The following is a 20,105-nucleotide window of genomic DNA, read 5'->3' as shown; positions in this document are numbered from 1 at the left end:
CGATGGTAGTGTGGGGTTTCCCCATGTGAGAGTAGGTCATCGTCAAGATTAAATTCCGAAACCCCAATTGCGAAAGCAGTTGGGGTTTTGTTTTGTCCGCAGGAAAGTTCCTACGGAACGCGGTATGCCCTTCCGGCTGTCACAGCCTGCCGACAGTGCTAAGGTTCTGCCCTGGCTTTGTACTTTTCCAAGGAAGCTTTTATGCCGGACGCCCAGTCCCTCAATGCTGCATTCATGGTGGTCCAGAGCAATAGCCTGGACGAACTGCGCAGCCTGGTGGTTAGCGTCATGCGGCGCTATCCATTGGCACCCTTGGAGAACGAAATCGCTCTGGTGCAGAGCAACGGTATCGCCCAATGGCTCAAACTGGCTTTGGCGGAAGACCCTGAGGACGACGACCTCGGGGGATGCGGAATAGCTGCGGCCATAGATGTGCAATTGCCTGGCAGTTTCATGTGGCAGCTTTACCGTATGGTGTTGGGCCGAGACGAAATTCCCGTCAACTCCCTGCTCGACAAAGCCCCATTGACCTGGCGACTGATGCGCTTGCTGCCGCAGGTTATTGATCGCCCCCATTTTGAGCCACTACAAAGGTTCCTCACGCACGACACGGATTTACGCAAGCGCTACCAACTGTCAGAGCGTCTGGCAGATCTCTTTGACCAGTACCAAGTGTATCGGGCTGATTGGCTCGAGGACTGGGCCGAAGGCCGGCACCAGATGCGCAATGTTCGAGGTGAAGTGAAGCCACTGCCCCCGGTCAGTTGCTGGCAGGCTGAATTGTGGCGTGCTCTGCTGGAAGATGTCGGTGAGCAGGGCATGGCGCAGAGCCGGGCAGGTGTTCATCAGCGCTTTGTCGAGCGCATAAATGCCCTTGAAAACGCACCTGCGGGGCTACCCTCGCGGGTGATCGTGTTTGGCATATCTTCGTTGCCGGCCCAGGTGCTCGAAGCATTGGCCGGACTTGCGCGTTTCAGTCAGGTGCTGCTGTGTGTGCACAACCCTTGCCGACACCACTGGGCCGATATCGTTGCCGACAAGGATCTGCTGCGCCATCAATACAAGCGACAAAGCCGCAAGACCGGCATGCCGGTCGTGCTCGATCCGGAAGCGCTGCACCAACACGCGCATCCGTTGCTCGCAGCCTGGGGCAAGCAGGGGCGCGACTACATCAACTTGCTGGACAGCTACGATGACCCCAATAGCTATCGCGCGGCATTCCGTGACGGGCGCATCGACCTGTTCAGCGAGACGCAGCCACAGAACCTGCTCAATCAACTTCAGGACGACATCCTCGAATTGCGGCCGCTCAATGAAACGCGTGAGCACTGGCCTGCCGTCGATCTGACGCAGGATGAGTCGATCCGCTTTCATATAGCCCACAGTGCTCAGCGTGAGGTGGAAATCCTTCACGACCAGTTACTCGCCCGCTTCAGTGCCAATCCCCATCTACGCCCGCGCGATGTAATCGTGATGGTTCCGGACATCGATAGCTATGCGCCCCATATTCGGGCGGTGTTCGGGCAACTGGATCGGCATGATCCACGCTTCATTCCATTTACCTTGGCCGACCAGGGCCAACGCGGTCGCGATCCGTTGCTGATCGCCGTCGAGCACCTGCTCAAGCTGCCGGACAGTCGTTTCCCGGTAAGCGAGATCCTCGACCTGCTCGACGTTCCTGCATTGCGCGCCCGCTTTGGCGTTCAGGAACGCGACTTACCTACGCTGCATCGCTGGATCGAAGGCGCAGGTGTGCGCTGGGGAATGAACGCTGAACAACGTGCCGGACTGGGCTTGCCAGATGAGCTTGAGCAAAACAGCTGGCATTTCGGCCTGCGACGGATGTTGCTTGGATACGCCGTAGGCAGCTCCAACGCCTGTGCAGGTATCGAGCCTTACGATGAAATCGGCGGTCTGGATGCTGCGTTGATCGGGCCGCTGGTTGCCCTGCTCGATGCCTTGGAGCTGGCCCATCACGAGCTCAATGAGGCCGCTCAGCCCAAGGTGTGGGGCCTGCGGCTGCAGATTCTGATGCAACTATTCTTCAAGGCCAGTAATGAGCACGACGATTATCTGCTCACGCAACTTGAGGAGCTGCGCGAGACCTGGCTGCAGACCTGCGAATCGGTGGGGTTGGTAGATGAGTTGCCGCTGACGGTGGTTCGGGAAGCCTGGCTCGCGGGGCTGGATCAAGGGCGTCTGTCCCAGCGCTTTTTGGCCGGTGCAGTAAATTTTTGCACACTGATGCCCATGCGTGCGATCCCGTTCAAGCTCGTCTGTTTGCTGGGGATGAACGATGGCGATTATCCCCGGGCGCAACCTCCACTTGATTTTGACCTCATGGGCAGCGATTACCGGCCTGGGGACCGTTCCCGACGTGAGGATGATCGCTATCTGTTGCTCGAGGCGCTGCTGTCTGCGCGAAATCAGCTGTACATCAGTTGGGTCGGACGCAGTATTCGAGACAATAGTGAACGGCCTGCTTCCGTGCTGATCGGCCAGTTGCGCGATCATCTTGCCAGTGGCTGGCGGTCGCTCGATGAGCACCAGGAATTGTTGCACGCCATGACCGAGGAGCATCCCCTGCAACCGTTCAGCTCGCGCTATTTCCATGAAGGCGACCAACTATTCAGTTATGCCCGTGAATGGCAGGTTTTGCACCAGATGCATGAGCCACACCGCGAGGCGGAACTACTCGCGCCCCATGTTCAGGAGGAGCCGCTGAGTCTGGCCCTTCTGCAGGATTTCCTGCGCAATCCGGTCCGGCACTTTTTCACGCAGCGACTCAAAGTGTACTTTGAAGCCGCCGAGGCGCCCCTGGCTGACGAAGAACCGTTCGTGCTGGACGCATTGCAACGTTACACACTGAGCGAGAGCCTGCTCGAGGCCGCGCTCCGGCAGCCCGATAATGTCGATCATGCGCTCGAAGATCAGGCGCGTCGTTTGCAAAACAGCGGGTTGCTGCCCATGGCCGGTTTCGGCGAATGCCTGCAACGAGAGTTGATCGAGCCGTTACCGGACCTGCTGCAGCGTTACCAACAACTTCTGGCGTTATGGCCGACTCCGTTGACCAGCGCGCTGCCGGTCAATCTCGAGTTGCAGGGTGTGCGTATTGAAGGCTGGCTCGCCGGTTTGCATCAGCGTGCTGACGGTGGCGTGTTGTCCGTCACGGCCATTCCCAACAGCATCGGTTCGATCAAAAGTCGGAAATGGCATCGCTTGATCAAGCCCTGGGTCAACCACCTGGTGGCCTGCGCCAGCGGACTCATGATGAGCACGGCGTTGGTGGCGAGTGACGATACGCTGTTGCTCGAGCCGATGGAGAAGGATCGTGCCGCTCGGTTCCTTGGCGATCTTCTGCTCGCCTGGCAGGCCGGCATGCGCCAGCCACTGCCGATCGCGGTCAAGACAGCCTTCGCCTGGCTTGCGCAGACTGATCCGCTCAAAGCCGAGGCAGCTGCCCGCAAGGCCTATGAAGGTGACGGCCAGACCACTGAAGGCGAGCGCCGAGAGAACCCTGCGTTGTCCCGTCAATTCGCAGATTTTGATGCATTGCTAGCGGATGAAACATTCTCCGGTTGGTGCGACGCGTTGTATCGCCCTCTGTATGAAGCGCCATGGCGTTCACTGATCAGCGAAGGGGCGCGCGCATGAGTACCAAGACGCCTTTGGCACTGGCCTTCCCGCTGCACGGCAGTCAACTTATCGAGGCCAGTGCCGGCACCGGCAAGACCTTTACTATCTCGGCGCTTTATCTGCGGCTGATCCTTGGGCACGGCGGCGAAGCGAGCGGTTTCGGCCGTGAGCTGCTGCCCCCGCAGATTCTTGTGGTGACGTTCACTGATGCCGCCACCAAGGAACTGCGTGAAAGAATTCGTACACGTCTGGCCGAGGCCGCGCGGTTTTTCCGTGAAGAAACCCCTGCGCCGGATGCCCTGATTGCCGAATTGCGTGAGCAATTTGACCCGGCGCAATGGCCCGGATGCGCCAATCGTCTGGACATCGCCGCGCAATGGATGGACGAAGCGGCCGTCTCCACCATCCACAGTTGGTGCCAGCGCATGTTGCGCGAACATGCATTCGACAGCGGCAGCTTGTTTACGCAATCCCTGGAGACCGATCACAGCGACCTGCTCGGCGAAGTGCTGCGCGATTACTGGCGACTGTTCTGTTATCCGATGCAGGGCGATGCGCTGAACTGGGTTCGTACCCACTGGGGTGGTCCGGCCGCGTTGTTGCCAAGGGTGCGCGGTCTGTTTGGCAGTGAGCGTGAAAGTGATGACGGAAAGGCTCCCGCAGAGCTGATCGACGAGTGCCTGCAGGAGCGACGTGCCGCGTTGCTCGAGCTGAAGATGCCATGGCGTCAGTGGGCGGATGAGCTGCTGCTGATCTGTCACGAGGGCGTCGCGAGCAAAGCCGTTGACGGACGCAAGATGCAGGCTCGTTACTTCGAGCCCTGGTTTGAGAAACTCAAGGCCTGGGCGCAAGACGAGTCGATGGAGCAACTGGACATCGGCACCGGTTTCACCCGACTGACCCCTGACGGAATGGCTGAAGCCTGGAAGGGGCAGGCACCGAGTCATCCGGGGCTCGACGCGATGCCGGGGCTCAAGGCGAGCCTCGACGCGCTGCCCACCCCGGATGCCGCTGTCTTGCAGCACGCGGCGAGATGGGTGGGCGCGCGTTTTGAAGAAGAGAAGCGTCGTCGTGCGGAAATGGGCTTCGATGACATGCTGTTGCGCCTGGATTCGGCGTTGCAATCCGACAGCGGCGAGCGCCTTGCTGCGGTAATCCGCGAGCAGTTTCCGGTGGCACTGATCGATGAGTTTCAGGACACCGATCCGGTGCAATACCGGATCTTCGAAAGCATCTATCGCATCGAAGATAACAGTCCGGACACCGGCCTGTTCCTGATCGGCGACCCCAAGCAGGCGATCTACGCGTTCCGTGGCGCCGATATCTATACCTACCTGCGCGCGCGTCAGGCCACCACCGGCCGTCTGCATACGCTGGGCACCAACTTCCGCTCCAGCCATGGCATGGTCAATGCGGTCAATCATGTATTCGAACGCGCCGAGTCCCGTGAGCAGGGACGCGGCGCGTTTTTATTTCGGGAAAAAACCGGGGAAAACCCGGTGCCGTTCCAGCCCGTTGATTCGCAAGGACGCAAAGAGCGGCTGCAGATTGCCGGCGAGGATGTCACGGCACTGAATGTCTGGCACCTGTCGACGGACCAGCCGCTGTCAGGGGCGGTCTATCGCCAGCGGTTGGCGGCGGCCTGTGCCAGCGAAATCACCGCATTGCTCAACGGCGGGCAAGCCGGCGCGGCGGGATTTGTCCGGGACGCAGAAGCCTTCCGCGGTTTGCGGCCCTCCGATATCGCGATTCTGGTACGTGACGGCAAAGAGGCCCAAGCCGTACGCACAGAACTCGCGGCCCGTGGCGTGCGTAGCGTTTACCTTTCTGACAAGGACTCGGTGTTCGCCGCCCAGGAAGCGCACGACCTGCTGTCCTGGCTCAAGGCCTGCGCCGAGCCGGATGTCGAGCGCTCACTGAAGGCCGCGCTGGCCTGCATCACCCTCAATCTGCCGCTGGCTGAACTTGAGCGCTTGAATCAAGACGAGTTGATCTGGGAAGCCCGAGTCATGCAGTTTCGTGGTTATCGCGAACTGTGGCGCAAGCAGGGTGTGCTGCCGATGTTGCGACGCTTGCTGCACGACTTCCATTTACCGCAGACCCTGATCGCTCGCAGTGACGGCGAACGAGTGCTGACCAACCTTCTGCACCTGTCGGAACTGATGCAGCAGGCCGCGGCGGAACTCGATGGCGAGCAAGCGCTGATTCGTCATCTGGCCGAGTTGCTGGCACTGTCCGGTCAGGCCGGTGAAGAACAGATATTACGTCTGGAGAGCGACGAGCAACTGGTCAAGGTGGTGACCATCCACAAGTCGAAGGGACTTGAGTATCCGTTGGTGTTCCTGCCTTTCATCTGTTCGGCAAAACCGGTGGATGGCAGTCGCCTGCCGCTGCATTACCACGATGCCTCCGGCAAAGCCCAGGTGACACTGAAGCCTACCGCCGAATTGGTCGCCCTGGCGGATGACGAGCGTCTGGCCGAGGACCTGCGTCTGCTCTACGTCGCGCTGACTCGTGCGCAACATGCATGCTGGCTGGGTGTAACGGACCTCAAACGCGGTAATAACAACAGTTCAGTGCTTCATCTTTCGGCGCTTGGCTATCTGCTGGGTGGCGGCGCCAGGCTGGATGAGTCAACCGGCCTGAGTCGTTGGCTGCAGGATCTGCAACAGAACTGCGCGGCTATCAGTCTGAGTGAGTTGCCTCAAGCGACGCAGGAGATCTACCAGCCCGAGCGCAATGAAGCGATCCTCAGCGCCACATTGGTGCCAAAGCGCAAGGCCAGCGAGAACTGGTGGATCGCCTCCTATAGTGCGTTGCGTATCAGTGACGTGTTGAGTGTCGGCAGCGATGAGGCGCCGGACAGTCCGCAAGCGCAAAAGCTGTTTGACGATGAGCGCCTCGACCCGGATGCGCCGCGAGAGCTTGTGGTTGGTGGCGCCGATATCCATCGTTTTCCCCGCGGTCCGAACCCGGGAACCTTCCTCCATGGTTTGCTGGAGTGGGCTGGCGATGAAGGCTTTGCCGTTTCCAGTGAGTCGATCAAGGACGCAATTGGCCGGCGCTGCAATCTGCGCGGCTGGCAGGGCTGGATTGTCACCTTGAGTGACTGGCTGCAGCACTTGCTCAAGTCCCCGCTGCCAGCAGGTGGCGGACAGCCTCCGGTCGTGCTCGAGCAACTGAAGCAGTACCGCGTTGAAATGGAGTTCTGGTTTGCCAGTCACAAGGTTGATGTCCTCAAACTTGATGATTGGGTGCGCCAGTACACCCACAACGGTGTGGCGCGAGTAGCCGCCGAGCCAGTACAGCTCAACGGCATGTTCAAGGGCTTTATCGACCTGACCTTCGAGCACGCGGGCCGTTACTACGTCGCCGACTACAAATCCAACTGGTTGGGTGTCGACGATACGGCCTATACCGAGCAAGCCATGGAGCGCTCGATCCTCGACAACCGTTACGACCTGCAGTACGTGCTGTATCTGCTGGCCTTGCATCGGCAATTGAAGGCGCGCCTGCCCGACTACGATTACGACCGGCATGTCGGTGGTGCGTTGTATGTATTCCTGCGGGGAACCCGGGCAGACAGTCGCGGCGTGTACTTTGCGCGGCCGCCACGGGACTTGATCGAACGCCTGGATCGCCTGTTCCAGGGTAAGCCGGAACCCAAGGCCGAACCCGCATGGGAACAGGGAGTCCTGTTATGAACCGTACCTTCGCCGATCTGTCATCGGCTATCGACAACCCGTCGAGCCTGGCGCCACTGACCAGTGCCGCAGATCTGCTGATCTTGCTTGAGCGCTGGGTCGAGCGAGGCTGGCTTCGTTCGCTGGACAAGGCCTTTGTCGGTTTCCTGCACGAACTCGCGCCTGCGTCCGATCCTCTGGTGTTGCTCGCTGCCGCACTGACCAGCCATCAACTGGGTCACGGACATGTCTGTCTCGACGTGTTCGAAACCCTCAAGGCCCCGGATTTCGCCCTCTCTCTGCCTCCGGAAGGCGATGTACAGGGTGGCGCCTTGCTGTTGCCGTCGCAGTTGCTTGAAACGCTGGATGGCGCCCATTGGTGCAAGGCGCTGGCGAGCAGTGCGCTGGTTGCACTGGCAGCGGACACCAGCGACCCGGCGCAGCAGCGGCCGTTGGTGCTGTCCGGCAAGCGTCTTTATCTGCGGCGCTACTGGGCTTACGAGCGGCGTATCGATGCAGCGTTACGGACACGTCTGGCTCAGCCTGAAACGCCGCCGGATGACCTGCCCCAACGCCTCGATGAGTTGTTCGGCCCTGCAACACCGGGGGCCGTGATCGACTGGCAAAAACTCGCCTGTGCCCTTGCCACTCGCGGTGCGTTCAGCATCATCACCGGCGGCCCGGGAACCGGTAAAACCACGACCGTGGTGCGTTTGCTCGCGCTGCTCCAGGCGCCGGCGGTCGAGGCCGGTCAACCGTTGCGTATTCGTCTCGCAGCGCCCACCGGCAAGGCCGCTGCGCGGTTGACCGAGTCCATCAGCCAGCAAGTGCAATCGCTGACGGTCACCGAAGACGTGCGCGAGAAGATCCCTTGTGACGTGACGACTGTCCATCGTTTGTTGGGCAGTCGGCCCGGCACCCGACATTTCCGCCACCATGCCGGCAACCGCTTGCCGCTGGATGTGCTGGTGGTCGATGAAGCTTCCATGATCGACCTGGAAATGATGGCTAACCTGCTCGATGCATTGCCGAAGCATGCGCGTCTGGTGTTGCTCGGCGACAAGGATCAACTCGCTTCGGTGGAGGCCGGGGCGGTACTCGGCGATCTTTGCCGTGATGCCGAGGCAGGCTGGTATAACCCGCACACCCGGCAGTGGCTGGAGTCGGTCAGCGGAGAGTCATTGCACGGCAGTGACCTGCACGTAGACCTCGATGGCTCTCATCCGCTGGCCCAACAACTGGTGATGCTGCGTCATTCCCGGCGTTTCGGTGAAGGTAGCGGCATTGGTCAACTGGCGCTGCGGGTCAATCAGCAGTTGCCGGATGAGGCGCGCCAGTTGCTGGCGGCCGGTCACTACGACGATGTGTTTTCACTGCCGCTCAAGGGAGAACACGATCACAAACTGGAGCGCCTGTTGCTCGACGGTCATGGCGACGGTCCACAGGGTTATCGCCACTATCTGAACATCCTGCGCGAACAGCGCCCGCCAGCAGGCAGACCGCTGGAACATCCAGACTGGACCAACTGGGCGCGGGCGGTGCTGCAGGCGTTTGACACCTTCCAGTTGTTATGTGCCGTGCGCAAGGGACCTTGGGGCGTTGAAGGGTTGAATCTGCGGATCACCGAAACCCTGCTCAAGGCACGCCTGATCGAGCATGACCAACAATGGTACGAAGGTCGGCCGGTGCTGATGACCCGCAATGATTACGGTCTGGGACTGATGAACGGCGATATCGGCATCGCCCTCAAGTTGCCCGAGCGCGAGGGCCCCGAAGCTGGCAGACCGGTACTGCGCGTGGCCTTCCCGCGAAACGACGGGCAGGGCGGGGTACGGTTCGTGCTGCCGAGTCGGCTCAACGACGTTGAAACGGTGTACGCCATGACCGTGCACAAATCTCAAGGCTCGGAGTTCGCCCACACCGCGCTGATCCTGCCGGATGCCTTGAGTCCGGTGCTGACCAAAGAATTGATCTACACCGGGATTACACGGGCCAAGCACTGGTTCACCTTGATCGAACCCCGGCCTGGAGTGTTCGAAGAGGCCGTGCAGCGCAAGGTCAAGCGCCTGAGCGGATTGATGCTGGAACTGGAGGAAGGCGCAGAGGCTCGGGAATGAAATAACCTGAAGTCTGATACCGATTACTGACCGGCTGGTCAGAAGACGCTGTCTCGCTGGTGTTACTTCGCTGTGCTATCGTTGCGGCATCATTTCGGTACGATCCAAGAGAATCCCTGCATGAAGGTGGCTGTCTGGGCGACAGAGCGCGTGGTTCGCTGCAAGCACGCATTGCTTGTCGGTCTGCTCTGTTTGCTGGCGGGCGCTGCCATCGCGCAGCCACAAACGTCGGCGGGCATGGCCGAGCAACGCGCCCAAGCGGTGACGCAGGTCGTGCTCGGCATTCTCAGCTATGCACGCTGGCCGGTTGAACCTGCGCAATTGCGCCTGTGCATCGTCGGCCCCACTGAATACACCGACGACCTGGTCAAAGGCACCACGCAGGCCACTGGTCGGCCGGTCGTCGTACGCCGACTGCTGGCCGACAACCCGGCGATCGTCAGCGAATGCGATGCGGTGTATATCGGCAAACTCACGGCGGATGAGCGCAGTCGGCTGTTTGCTTCATTGATCGGTCACCCGGTGTTGAGCATCAGCGAAGGGGGCGATCAGTGCACGGTCGGCAGCCTGTTCTGCCTGCGCGTCGGCGATGAACAGGTGTCCTTCGAGGTCAACCTAGACTCTGTCGCGCGCAGCGGTGTACGCATCCACCCGAGCGTACTGCAATTGTCGCGTCGCAAACCGGCGGCGCCATGAAACTGTTCCGTTCTGGAAGCCGCCCGACGCTGGGATCGGTCATTGGCCGTGGCCATTTGATTGTGGCGCTGGTAGCCGTGACGATGGCCAGCGTATCGCTGACCCTGCTGGGCGTTCTCGCGCTGCGGGTGTACGCCGATCACAACTTGCAGCTCATTGCGCGCTCGATCAGCTACACCGTGGAAGCGGCGGTAGTGTTCAACGACAAGGCCGCCGCGACTGAAGCGCTGGCCTTGATTGCGTCCACCGAAGAGGTGGCGGACGCGCAGGTGTTCGATGCGCAAGGTCAGGTGCTGGCGCGTTGGCAGCGGCCGGAGAACGGCTTGTTCACCGAATTGGAAATGCAGATCACGCGTGCCGTTCTGGAAAAGCCGGTCAGGCTGCCGATTGTGCATCAGGAGCGCGAAATCGGTCACATTCTGCTGGTCGGTCATGGCGGCAGTCTCATGCGCTTTTTGCTGAGCGGTCTGGCAGGGATCATCCTGTGTACCGCCATCAGTGCCTGGGTCGCGCTCTATCTCGCGCGTCGACAATTACGCGGTATTACCGGACCACTGCGTAGCCTCGCCGCGGTGGCCCACGCCGCGCGCAGCGAGCGCGCGCTGGATCGGCGGGTACCGCCGGCGCAGATTGCCGAACTGGATAATCTGGGCAACGACTTCAATGCTTTGCTCGACGAACTCGAATCCTGGCAAACCCACCTGCAGAGCGAGAACGAGACCCTCGCCCACCAGGCCAGCCACGACAGCCTCACCGGCTTGCCGAACCGGGCGTTTTTCGAGGGCCGATTGATTCGTGCCCTGCGTAATGCCGGCAAACTCAACGAACGGGTAGCGGTGTTGTTTCTCGACAGTGACCGTTTCAAAGGCATCAACGACAACTTCGGCCACGCCGCCGGCGATGCCGTGCTGGTGGCGGTCGCCAATCGGGTCCGTGCGCAGCTGCGTGAAGAGGATCTGGTGGCGCGGCTCGGCGGCGATGAGTTTGCCGTGCTGCTTGCGCCGCTGCACAAGGTCGAAGATGCCGAGCGTATTGCCGACAAGATTCTCGACAGCATGGACATGCCCATCGCGCTGCCGGGCGATACCAGTGTGGTGACGTCGCTCAGTATCGGCATTGCGGTTTTCCCTGATCATGGTGCCACGCCAGGTGCCTTGCTCAACGCCGCCGACGCGGCGATGTACCAGGCCAAACGCCTGTCGCGTGGCGCTCAATTCACTGCCGGGTCGGAGAGCCCGGTTGTCAATCTGCAAACCAGGAGCTGATTCCCGTGTTCACATTTCCCGTTCGATTGTTTTCTGCCTTGCTGATGATCGCCGTACTGGCGCTGACCGGGTGCCAGACCGCACCGCCAAAAGGCCTGACCCCGGCGCAGATCGCCGTCCTCAAACAACAAGGCTTCGAGGCAACCGACGAAGGCTGGGAGTTTGGCCTGTCAGGCAAAGTGCTGTTTGGCAGTGATATCGAAAGCCTGAACAACCAGAGCACCGAGATCGTCGAGCGCATCGGCAAGGCGCTGGTGGGAGTCGGCATTGAGCGGGTACGGGTCGACGGCCATACCGATGCGTCGGGCAAGGAAACCTACAACCAGCAACTGTCGCTGCGTCGGGCCAAAAGTGTGGCCAAGGTGCTGACCACCGTCGGCATGAAAGAACAAAACATCCAGTTGCAGGGCCTGGGCAGCAGTGAACCGGTGGCGTCCAACAGCACTTCCGCCGGGCGCACTGAAAACCGCCGGGTGTCGATTGTGGTCAGTGCCGACTAATCGGCAAACCGCATCTCCGGGGTCTGCCCCATCAGCAGACCCTGATTGCGCTCGGTCACCTCACGGATGTAATCCCACAGAAGGGTGATCCGCTTTAACTTCCTCAGATCCTCCCGGCAGTACATCCAGAACTGCCGGGTGATGTCGATTTCTTCGGGCAGCACCGGCAGCAGGCGCGGATCCTGCGCCGCGAGGAAGCACGGCAGAATTGCCAGTGAACGCCCTTGCTGCGCTGCGACGAACTGGGCGATCACGCTGGTGCTGCGCAGGTTTGCACTGGCGCCGGGCAGCACGTTCGCCAGATACAACAGCTCCGAGCTGAACGCCAGGTCATCCACATAACTGATGAATTGATGCTTGCCCAGATCGGCCGGGCGGCGGATCGGTGGGTGTTGGTCGAGGTAGTCCTGGGTCGCGTACAGCTGCAAGCGATAATCGCAGAGTTTGCAGCACACATAGGGGCCGTGTTCCGGGCGCTCCAGCGCGATGACGATATCGGCTTCGCGTTTGGACAGGCTGATGAAGTGCGGCAGCGGCAGGATGTCTACCGAAATTGCCGGGTAGGCGTCGACGAAATGGCTCAGCTGCGGGGTGATGAAAAAACTGCCGAAACCTTCGGTGCAGCCCATGCGTACATGCCCGGAAAGTGCCACACCAGAGCCCGAGACCTGCTCGCAAGCCATGTGCAACGTGCTTTCAATCGACTCGGCATAGCCCAGCAAACGCTGGCCTTCAGTGGTCAGGACAAAACCGCTGGTGCGCGATTTTTCGAACAGCAACGTACCCAATGCCGCTTCCAGCGAACTGATGCGCCGCGACACGGTGGTGTAGTCCACCGCCAGACGTTTGGCCGCGGTGCTGGCCTTGCGGGTGCGGGCGACTTCGAGGAAAAACTTCAGGTCGTCCCAGTTCAGCGACCCCAGGGAGGTGATGTTTTTTTGCATGATGGACGGGCTTATATGTGCGTTCTTATTAGAAGTTTGCACATCTATACTCCAAAAACAGTCCGACAACCAATTCGTGACACACGCCTCATCTCAAGGCGAACCCTTTCGCCTTGGCTCCTACGATAACAACAAGTTTCGGAGACCAGCATGAACGCATCGCTTACGCCCAACGAAACCACGGTCCAGAAGGTCAAGCTGCTGATCGATGGCGAGTGGGTCGAATCGCAGACCACCGAATGGCACGACATCGTCAACCCGGCGACCCAGCAAGTGCTGGCCAAGGTTCCGTTCGCCACTGCCGCTGAAGTCGACGCCGCCATCAGTGCCGCGCACCGCGCGTTCCAGACCTGGAAACTGACCCCGATCGGCGCGCGCATGCGCATCATGCTCAAGCTACAGGCGCTGATCCGCGAGCACTCCAAACGCATCGCCGTGGTGCTGAGCGCCGAGCAGGGCAAGACCATTGCCGACGCCGAGGGCGACATTTTCCGTGGCCTGGAAGTGGTCGAGCACGCCTGTTCCATCGGCACCCTGCAAATGGGCGAGTTCGCCGAAAACGTGGCCGGCGGCGTCGATACCTACACCCTGCGCCAGCCAATCGGCGTGTGCGCCGGCATCACCCCGTTCAACTTCCCGGCGATGATTCCGCTGTGGATGTTCCCGATGGCGATCGCCTGCGGCAACACTTTCGTCCTGAAGCCTTCGGAACAGGATCCGCTGTCGACCATGCTGCTGGTGGAGCTGGCGATTGAGGCGGGCGTTCCGGCGGGCGTGCTCAACGTCGTGCACGGTGGCAAGGACGTCGTCGATGGCCTGTGCACCCACAAGGACATCAAAGCCGTATCGTTCGTCGGTTCGACCGCGGTCGGTACGCATGTCTACGACCTGGCTGGTAAGCACGGCAAACGCGTGCAATCGATGATGGGTGCGAAGAACCATGCCGTGGTGCTGCCGGACGCCAATCGCGAGCAAGCGCTGAATGCCTTGGTCGGCGCCGGTTTCGGTGCGGCAGGGCAACGCTGCATGGCCACCTCGGTGGTGGTGCTGGTTGGTGCGGCGAAACAATGGCTGCCGGATCTGAAAGCGCTGGCGCAGAAACTCCAGGTCAACGCCGGCAGCGAGGCGGGCACCGATGTCGGCCCGGTGATCTCGAAGAAAGCCAAGGCGCGGATTCTCGATCTGATCGAAAGCGGCATCAAGGAAGGCGCCAAGCTTGAACTCGATGGTCGCGACATCAAGGTGCCGGGCTACGAGCAAGGCAACTTCGTCGGCCCGACCCTGTTCTCGGGCGTGACCACCGACATGCAGATCTACACCCAGGAAATCTTCGGCCCGGTGCTGGTGGTGCTGGAAGTCGACACCCTTGATCAGGCCATTGCGCTGGTCAACGCCAACCCGTTCGGCAACGGCACGGGCCTGTTCACCCAGAGCGGTGCGGCGGCGCGTAAATTCCAGACGGAAATCGACGTCGGCCAGGTCGGCATCAACATCCCGATTCCGGTGCCGGTGCCGTTCTTCAGCTTCACCGGTTCCCGTGGCTCGAAACTCGGCGACCTCGGCCCGTACGGCAAGCAAGTGGTGCAGTTCTACACTCAGACCAAAACGGTCACGGCGCGCTGGTTCGATGACGACAGCGTCAATGACGGCGTGAACACCACCATCAACCTGCGCTGAGGAATGGCCATGAAAATTGCATTTATCGGTCTGGGCAACATGGGCGCGCCGATGGCGCGCAACCTGATCAAGGCCGGCCATTCACTGAATCTGGTCGACCTGAACAAGACGGTGCTGGCGGAGCTTGAGCAACTGGGCGGCACTATCCGCGCCTCGGCCCGTGAAGCAGCCGAAGACGCCGAATTGGTGATCACCATGCTCCCGGCGGCGGTGCATGTGCGCAGCGTCTGGCTCGGTGAGGACGGTGTGCTGGCCGGTATCGGCAAAGGCGTGCCGGCGGTGGATTGCAGCACCATCGATCCGCAAACCGCCCGCGATGTGGCCGCCGCTGCTGCCAAACAAGGCGTGGCCATGGCTGATGCACCGGTCTCCGGCGGCACTGGCGGCGCGACCGCCGGCACGCTGACCTTCATGGTCGGCGCCACTCCGGAACTGTTCGCCACCCTGCAACCGGTGCTGGCGCAGATGGGCCGCAACATCGTGCATTGCGGTGAAGTCGGCACCGGGCAAATCGCCAAGATCTGCAACAACCTGCTGCTGGCGATCTCGATGGTCGGCGTCAGCGAAGCCATGGCGCTGGGCGATGCACTGGGGATCGACACCTCGGTGCTGGCCGGGATCATCAACAGCTCGACCGGGCGTTGCTGGAGTTCGGAAATGTACAACCCGTGGCCGGGCATCGTCGAAACGGCGCCGGCCTCGCGCGGTTATACCGGTGGGTTTGGTGCCGAACTGATGCTCAAGGATCTGGGGCTGGCCACCGAAGCGGCGCGTCAGGCGCATCAACCGGTGGTGCTCGGCGCGGTGGCGCAGCAGTTGTATCAGGCGATGAGCCAGCGCGGGGAAGGCGGCAAGGATTTCTCGGCGATCATCAACAGTTATCGCAAGCCGCAGTAACCACGCATCAAATGGTGGGGTGAGCTTCTGTGGCGAGGGAGCTTGCTCCCGCTGGTCTGCATCGCAGACCCAAACCCGGTCAATGCGGTTCTTCATAAAAACCGCATTGACTGAATTTACGACTGCTGCGCAGCCGAGCGGGAGCAAGCTCCCTCGCCACAGGCGGTTCCCGGCTTTTTTGCATCAGGCGAAGACGAAATATTTGCGTACGGTCTCGACCACTTCCCAAGTGCCTTTCATCCCCGGTTCAACCACGAAGATGTCGCCGGCTCGCAGGTGGATTGGCGCCATGCCGTCCGGGGTGATGATGCAGTAGCCTTCCTGGAAATGGCAGTACTCCCACTTCACATAATCGACCCGCCACTTGCCCGGGGTGCAGATCCAGGTGCCCATGATCTTGCTGCCGTCTTCGCTGGTGTAGGCGTTGAGGTTGACGGTGTGCGGGTCACCTTCGAGTTTTTCCCATTTGCAGGCATCGAGTACCGGCAGCGGGTGGGTGTCGCGCAGAACGGTGATGGGGGCGGTCGCGGTCATGGGAACTCCGGGCAGAGGGATTTGAAGTCGAACCCTATAGCGCCTGCTCGCCGTTCAGTTGTCTGTGCTCGACATCGAACTGCTCAGAAACGCGCGGATCAGTGAGCGCGTGTAACAACGCGCGGGCGTAATTCGGCAACGTAGCGAAGTCTCGGGCGCACAACATGAGCGTGCGGCGTGCCCACGCTTCATTGAGCGCAACCCATTTGAATGACCGCAATGCGGTTCGCTCGACAGCGGCCAGCGGCACAATTGCCAGCCCAGCACCTCGGGCGACCATGCGTAGCACCCCGTCGAATCCGTCGGCGCGGATGCGGATCTGCATCCGCGAGCCGCTGTGCAGCGCTTGTTCTTCCAGATACACCGCCAGCGCACTGTCGGCGCGCAGTCCGACAAAGTCATGCTGCAGGGCGTCGCTGAAACGGACTGGCGCAGCGTCAGACAATGGGTGGTCGAGGGGGCGGATCAGCACCAGCGGATCGGCACGAAATGGCAGGGTCTGCAGGTCGGTGGTATCGACGGCGTCGGACACAATCCCGAGGTCCGCCGCGCCTTGGCGCAAGGCATGAGTGATGCGCGCGCTGGGCAATTCCTGCAGATCGATGTCGAGGTTGGGATGCTCGCACAAAAAGTCCGCCAGCACTTCCGGCAGGTATTCAGTGATCGCGGTGGTGTTGCACAGCAACCGAACCTTGCCTTTGACGCCTTGGGCGTAGTCGGCCAGATCCTGCTGCATGCGTTCGGACTGTTGCAGGAGGACGCGCGCATGTTGCGCCAGCGCCTTGCCGGCCGGCGTCGGGCTCACGCCGCGGCGCCCGCGCTGCAAGAACTCGGTGCCGAGCGAAGCCTCCATGGCGCGGATACGCGCACTGGCGGCGGCCAGCGACAGATGACTGCGGGCGGCGCCGGCGGTGATGTTGCCGCTGTCGAGGATGTGCAGGTAGAGGCGCAGGTCGGTGAGGTCGAAGTGCATGGGGGCAGCCTCTGGTCTTCGTGGTTTCTGGGCGAGCCCTATCGCTGGCAAGCCAGCTCCCAGAGGATGTGTGTTGTGCACAGAATCTGTGATCGACACTGAAACTTGTGGGAGCTGGCTTGCCAGCGATGAGGCCGGAAGTCTCCATCAAATCTTCAGCCTCTTGTATCGAAAGAGGCAGCCTCAGTATATGGCAGATTTTCAGCACACCCGCCAAGGCGCACAGTAGCGCCATGAACGCACTCGCAGACTTCTATCAAAACCTCGGCCTTGGCCTATCGCTGCTGGTCATCGCCACCTTTATCATGGCAGGTCTGGTCAAAGGGGTAATCGGTCTCGGCTTGCCCACTGTCGCAATGGGGCTGCTGGGTCTGGCTATGGCCCCAGCACAGGCAGCCGCGTTGCTGATCATTCCGGCGACACTGACCAACGTTTGGCAACTGGCCTTTGGCGGGCATCTGAAAGGGCTGATCAAACGCCTGTGGCCGCTGCTGCTGATGATCTTCCTCGGGACCGCCGTCGGCACGTTGTCGATCGGCATGGCGGGCGGGCATTGGGTGGTGCGCGGCTTGGGCGCGGCGTTGCTGCTGTATGCGTTGAGCGGGTTGCTGCTGCCGACCCTGCAGGTCAATCCCCGGCATGAGCCGTGGCTGGGTCCGCTGTGCGGGCTGATCACCGGGGTTATCACTTCGGCCACCGGTGTGTTCGTGATTCCGGCGGTGCCGTACCTGCAGGCGTTGGGTTTGCAGCGTGATGAACTGGTGCAGGCGCTGGGCCTGTCGTTCACCGTCTCGACCCTGGCGCTGGCCGGCGGCCTGTTCTGGCGCGATGCACTGGGCAGTGGCGAGTTGACTGCCTCGCTGCTGGTGCTGATCCCGGCGATGCTGGGCATGGGGTTTGGCCAATGGCTGCGGCAGCGCATCAGCGCCGTGCTGTTCAAGCGGGTGTTCTTTATCGGACTGGGCGCACTCGGCGCCCATTTGCTGATCAGCGGCTAGCCGACGACGCGCTGAGCATGTCGATCCGACGGATATCGAAATCGCGCTCCAGGTACGTCATGCGGTTGTCGAAAAATTCGCGCATGTGCGGCAGGTTCGAGTGCACGTCCAGGTGCGCCTGGCTTTCCCAGATCTCGTAGAAGATGAACAGCGTCGGGTCTTCCTTATCGCGCAGCATGTGGTACTCAATGCAGCCTGGCTCGGCGCGGCTCGGCTCGACATAGGCGCGAAACAGCGCTTCGAAAGCCTCGGCTTTCTCGGGTCGGGTCTTGGCGTGCAGGATGAAACCGTGGCGTTCACTCATCAGAACAACTCCTCAAATGCAGATGGCTGCCAATGCTATTGCAACAATCTGCGTTCCATTCGTGCATTTTGATCAAATGTATTTTGCGCCGACGCGGCTTATTCCGCGCGAGATGGATGGTTAACCTGCCGCCATTCGTTTTCCCATCTTTCTCCAGCCCAATGGCTGCGCGAGGCGTTCTGATGAAAAAAGTGTTGTTGCTCAATGGCGGCAAGAAATTCGCCCATTCCGACGGTCGTTACAACGCCACCCTGCACGAAACCGCACTGAGCGTGCTGGATCGTGGTGGCCTGGATGTCAAAACCACGTTCATCGATGAGGGGTACGACGTCGCTGAAGAAGTGGCCAAATTCCTCTGGGCCGATGTGATCATTTATCAGATGCCGGGCTGGTGGATGGGCGCGCCGTGGACGGTGAAAAAGTACCTCGACGAAGTCTTCACCGAAGGTCATGGCAGCCTTTATGCCAGCGATGGCCGGACCCGTTCAGATGCGTCGCAGAAGTACGGCAGCGGCGGCCTGATTCAGGGCAAGCAATACATGCTGTCGCTGACCTGGAATGCACCGCAGCAAGCTTTCGACGACCCGAGCGATTTCTTCGAAGCCAAAGGTGTCGACGCGGTGTATTTCCCGTTCCACAAGGCCAACGAGTTTTTGGGCATGAGCGGATTGCCGACGTTTCTCTGTGTCGATGTGATGAAGCGGCCGAACATCGAGAATGATGTGGCGCGGTATGAGCAGCATCTGAAACAGGTGTTTGGTCTCAAGGCGTGAGGTGATTCATTCGGTGAGGGTTTTTACTGTGGTGAGGGGATTTATCCCCGATGGGTCGCGCAGCGGCCCCCCGATCTTGATCTCAAAAAGCGGGGGCCTGCTGCGCAGTCCATCGGGGATAAATCCCCTCGCCACAGGGGTGTTCTCTCTCCACAATGGATTTGTGCAGTCGATCAATAAGGGACACCCGTGAAAGCCAGATCCGATGAGTTGCAGATTTTCGTCTGCGTGATCGAGTGCGGTTCGATTTCCGCCGCCGCCGAACAGGTCGGGCAGACGCCGTCGGCGGTCAGCCGCACACTGTCGCGGCTCGAAGCCAAGCTCGACACCACGCTGATCAACCGCACCACGCGGCGCATGGACCTGACCGAGGAGGGCAAGTATTTCTTCGAGCAGGCCAAGCTGATTCTCGATCAGATGGATGCGCTCGAAGAGCGTCTGTCCTCACGCCAGCAAACCCCGTCCGGACGTCTGCGGATCAACGCTGCGTCGCCGTTCATGCTGCACGCCATCGTGCCCTACATCGACGAGTTTCGAAGGTTGTACCCGGACATCCAGCTCGAACTCAACAGCAATGACCTGATCATTGACTTGCTGGAACAAAGCACCGACGTCGCCATCCGCATCGGCACCCTTGCCGATTCCACGTTGCATGCGCGTTCGCTCGGTTGCAGTCCGCTGCTGATCGTCGCCAGTCCGGCGTATCTGGAGCAGCACGGCGCGCCGCAGCAGGTCGCCGACTTGAGTGACCACGCCCTGCTCGGTTTCACCCACAACGAAGGCCTCAATCAGTGGCCGCTGCGTTACGTGCACGGTGACCGCTGGCCGATCACTCCGGCCATCAGCGCCTCCAGCGGTGAGACCGTGCGCCATCTCGCGCTGGAGGGGCAGGGCATTGCCTGCCTGTCGCACTTCATGACCATCGATGACATTCGCGCCGGACGCCTCAAGGTGTTGCTGGCGGAGTTCAACAGCGGTTATCGCCAGCCGATCAACGCGGTGTACTACCGGAACTCGCAACTGGCGCTGCGCATCCAGTGCTTCCTCGATTTCATCCAGAGCAAACTCGCGGCGTACGCCAGTGCTGATTTCAAGGGCTGATTCGTGA

15 protein-coding genes are annotated in these 20,105 nt (G+C 60.8%); 11 read left to right on the top strand and 4 right to left on the bottom strand.

Annotated elements, in window-relative coordinates:
* Positions 1-201: 201 nt before the first annotated feature.
* From recC to ACTJKS_RS25950, 6 genes are all read left to right on the top strand, one after another.
* Positions 202-3,654, top strand: coding sequence for an exodeoxyribonuclease V subunit gamma (gene recC, locus ACTJKS_RS25975; RefSeq protein WP_108181603.1), 3,453 nt, complete (start codon positions 202-204; stop codon positions 3,652-3,654).
* The gene (gene recB / locus ACTJKS_RS25970; RefSeq protein WP_108181604.1) at positions 3,651-7,340 is read left to right on the top strand and encodes an exodeoxyribonuclease V subunit beta; all 3,690 of its coding nucleotides are present in this window, start codon (positions 3,651-3,653) and stop codon (positions 7,338-7,340) included. The genes recC and recB overlap by 4 nt, the downstream gene beginning before the upstream one ends.
* Positions 7,337-9,436 (top strand): exodeoxyribonuclease V subunit alpha, encoded by a 2,100-nt coding sequence (recD, locus tag ACTJKS_RS25965; RefSeq protein ID WP_262949505.1) that lies wholly within the window; start codon positions 7,337-7,339, stop codon positions 9,434-9,436. Before recB ends, recD begins: the two co-directional genes overlap by 4 nt.
* Before the next feature lie 120 nt (positions 9,437-9,556).
* Positions 9,557-10,132 (top strand): YfiR family protein, encoded by a 576-nt coding sequence (locus tag ACTJKS_RS25960; RefSeq protein ID WP_041066640.1) that lies wholly within the window; start codon positions 9,557-9,559, stop codon positions 10,130-10,132.
* The gene (locus ACTJKS_RS25955; RefSeq protein WP_108181606.1) at positions 10,129-11,397 is read left to right on the top strand and encodes a diguanylate cyclase domain-containing protein; all 1,269 of its coding nucleotides are present in this window, start codon (positions 10,129-10,131) and stop codon (positions 11,395-11,397) included. The genes ACTJKS_RS25960 and ACTJKS_RS25955 overlap by 4 nt, the downstream gene beginning before the upstream one ends.
* Positions 11,398-11,441: 44 nt before the next feature.
* Complete coding sequence (locus tag ACTJKS_RS25950; protein ID WP_262949507.1) at positions 11,442-11,897, top strand: OmpA family protein; 456 nt, start codon at positions 11,442-11,444, stop codon at positions 11,895-11,897.
* Here the strand turns inward: ACTJKS_RS25950 and ACTJKS_RS25945 are convergent.
* On the bottom strand, positions 11,894-12,841 hold the full coding sequence (locus tag ACTJKS_RS25945) for a LysR family transcriptional regulator (RefSeq protein ID WP_262949503.1): 948 nt from the start codon (positions 12,839-12,841) through the stop codon (positions 11,894-11,896). The two genes, ACTJKS_RS25950 and ACTJKS_RS25945, sit on opposite strands and share 4 nt — an antisense overlap.
* Positions 12,842-12,991: 150 nt before the next feature.
* On the opposite strand from ACTJKS_RS25945, the gene ACTJKS_RS25940 reads away from it, so the two are divergent.
* Positions 12,992-14,518 (top strand): CoA-acylating methylmalonate-semialdehyde dehydrogenase, encoded by a 1,527-nt coding sequence (locus tag ACTJKS_RS25940; protein WP_262949502.1) that lies wholly within the window; start codon positions 12,992-12,994, stop codon positions 14,516-14,518.
* Between the two features lie 9 nt (positions 14,519-14,527).
* Complete coding sequence (mmsB, locus tag ACTJKS_RS25935) at positions 14,528-15,415, top strand: 3-hydroxyisobutyrate dehydrogenase (protein WP_007962098.1); 888 nt, start codon at positions 14,528-14,530, stop codon at positions 15,413-15,415.
* 183 nt (positions 15,416-15,598) lie between these two features.
* Here mmsB and ACTJKS_RS25930 read toward each other — a convergent pair whose 3' ends face one another.
* Complete coding sequence (locus ACTJKS_RS25930; protein ID WP_003221437.1) at positions 15,599-15,949, bottom strand: cupin domain-containing protein; 351 nt, start codon at positions 15,947-15,949, stop codon at positions 15,599-15,601.
* 34 nt (positions 15,950-15,983) lie between these two features.
* On the bottom strand, positions 15,984-16,922 hold the full coding sequence (locus tag ACTJKS_RS25925; protein WP_262949501.1) for a LysR substrate-binding domain-containing protein: 939 nt from the start codon (positions 16,920-16,922) through the stop codon (positions 15,984-15,986).
* Between the two features lie 233 nt (positions 16,923-17,155).
* Between ACTJKS_RS25925 and ACTJKS_RS25920 the strand changes: the two genes are divergently transcribed.
* Positions 17,156-17,920, top strand: a complete 765-nt coding sequence (locus ACTJKS_RS25920) for a sulfite exporter TauE/SafE family protein (RefSeq protein ID WP_262949500.1) — start codon at positions 17,156-17,158, stop codon at positions 17,918-17,920.
* Here the strand turns inward: ACTJKS_RS25920 and ACTJKS_RS25915 are convergent.
* On the bottom strand, positions 17,910-18,224 hold the full coding sequence (locus tag ACTJKS_RS25915) for a putative quinol monooxygenase (RefSeq protein WP_027614144.1): 315 nt from the start codon (positions 18,222-18,224) through the stop codon (positions 17,910-17,912). The genes ACTJKS_RS25920 and ACTJKS_RS25915 overlap by 11 nt on opposite strands.
* Before the next feature lie 182 nt (positions 18,225-18,406).
* Between ACTJKS_RS25915 and ACTJKS_RS25910 the strand changes: the two genes are divergently transcribed.
* Together ACTJKS_RS25910 and ACTJKS_RS25905 are read left to right on the top strand one after the other, a co-directional pair.
* Complete coding sequence (locus tag ACTJKS_RS25910) at positions 18,407-18,997, top strand: NAD(P)H-dependent oxidoreductase (RefSeq protein ID WP_027614143.1); 591 nt, start codon at positions 18,407-18,409, stop codon at positions 18,995-18,997.
* Positions 18,998-19,186: 189 nt separating this feature from the next.
* Positions 19,187-20,098, top strand: coding sequence for a LysR family transcriptional regulator (locus tag ACTJKS_RS25905; RefSeq protein ID WP_041066663.1), 912 nt, complete (start codon positions 19,187-19,189; stop codon positions 20,096-20,098).
* Positions 20,099-20,105: the final 7 nt, after the last annotated feature.

The sequence above is a fragment of the Pseudomonas sp. 22189 genome (assembly GCF_052045635.1).
Lineage (GTDB): Bacteria > Pseudomonadota > Gammaproteobacteria > Pseudomonadales > Pseudomonadaceae > Aquipseudomonas > Aquipseudomonas parakoreensis.
Note: the sequence above shows the minus strand (reverse complement) of the source record. Positions and strands in the feature narration are given on the sequence as shown.

Bases quoted from the DNA above. Each gene is read 5' to 3' on its own strand.
- ACTJKS_RS25950 (WP_262949507.1), top strand. From the start codon at position 11,442: ATGATCGCCGTACTGGCGCTGACCGGGTGCCAGACCGCACCGCCAAAA.
- ACTJKS_RS25960 (WP_041066640.1), top strand. From the start codon at position 9,557: ATGAAGGTGGCTGTCTGGGCGACAGAGCGCGTGGTTCGCTGCAAGCAC.
- recB (WP_108181604.1), top strand. From the start codon at position 3,651: ATGAGTACCAAGACGCCTTTGGCACTGGCCTTCCCGCTGCACGGCAGT.
- mmsB (WP_007962098.1), top strand. From the start codon at position 14,528: ATGAAAATTGCATTTATCGGTCTGGGCAACATGGGCGCGCCGATGGCG.
- ACTJKS_RS25920 (WP_262949500.1), top strand. From the start codon at position 17,156: ATGAACGCACTCGCAGACTTCTATCAAAACCTCGGCCTTGGCCTATCG.
- ACTJKS_RS25955 (WP_108181606.1), top strand. From the start codon at position 10,129: ATGAAACTGTTCCGTTCTGGAAGCCGCCCGACGCTGGGATCGGTCATT.
- ACTJKS_RS25925 (WP_262949501.1), bottom strand. From the start codon at position 16,922: ATGCACTTCGACCTCACCGACCTGCGCCTCTACCTGCACATCCTCGAC.
- recD (WP_262949505.1), top strand. From the start codon at position 7,337: ATGAACCGTACCTTCGCCGATCTGTCATCGGCTATCGACAACCCGTCG.
- recC (WP_108181603.1), top strand. From the start codon at position 202: ATGCCGGACGCCCAGTCCCTCAATGCTGCATTCATGGTGGTCCAGAGC.
- ACTJKS_RS25915 (WP_027614144.1), bottom strand. From the start codon at position 18,224: ATGAGTGAACGCCACGGTTTCATCCTGCACGCCAAGACCCGACCCGAG.
- ACTJKS_RS25910 (WP_027614143.1), top strand. From the start codon at position 18,407: ATGAAAAAAGTGTTGTTGCTCAATGGCGGCAAGAAATTCGCCCATTCC.
- ACTJKS_RS25940 (WP_262949502.1), top strand. From the start codon at position 12,992: ATGAACGCATCGCTTACGCCCAACGAAACCACGGTCCAGAAGGTCAAG.
- ACTJKS_RS25945 (WP_262949503.1), bottom strand. From the start codon at position 12,841: ATGCAAAAAAACATCACCTCCCTGGGGTCGCTGAACTGGGACGACCTG.
- ACTJKS_RS25930 (WP_003221437.1), bottom strand. From the start codon at position 15,949: ATGACCGCGACCGCCCCCATCACCGTTCTGCGCGACACCCACCCGCTG.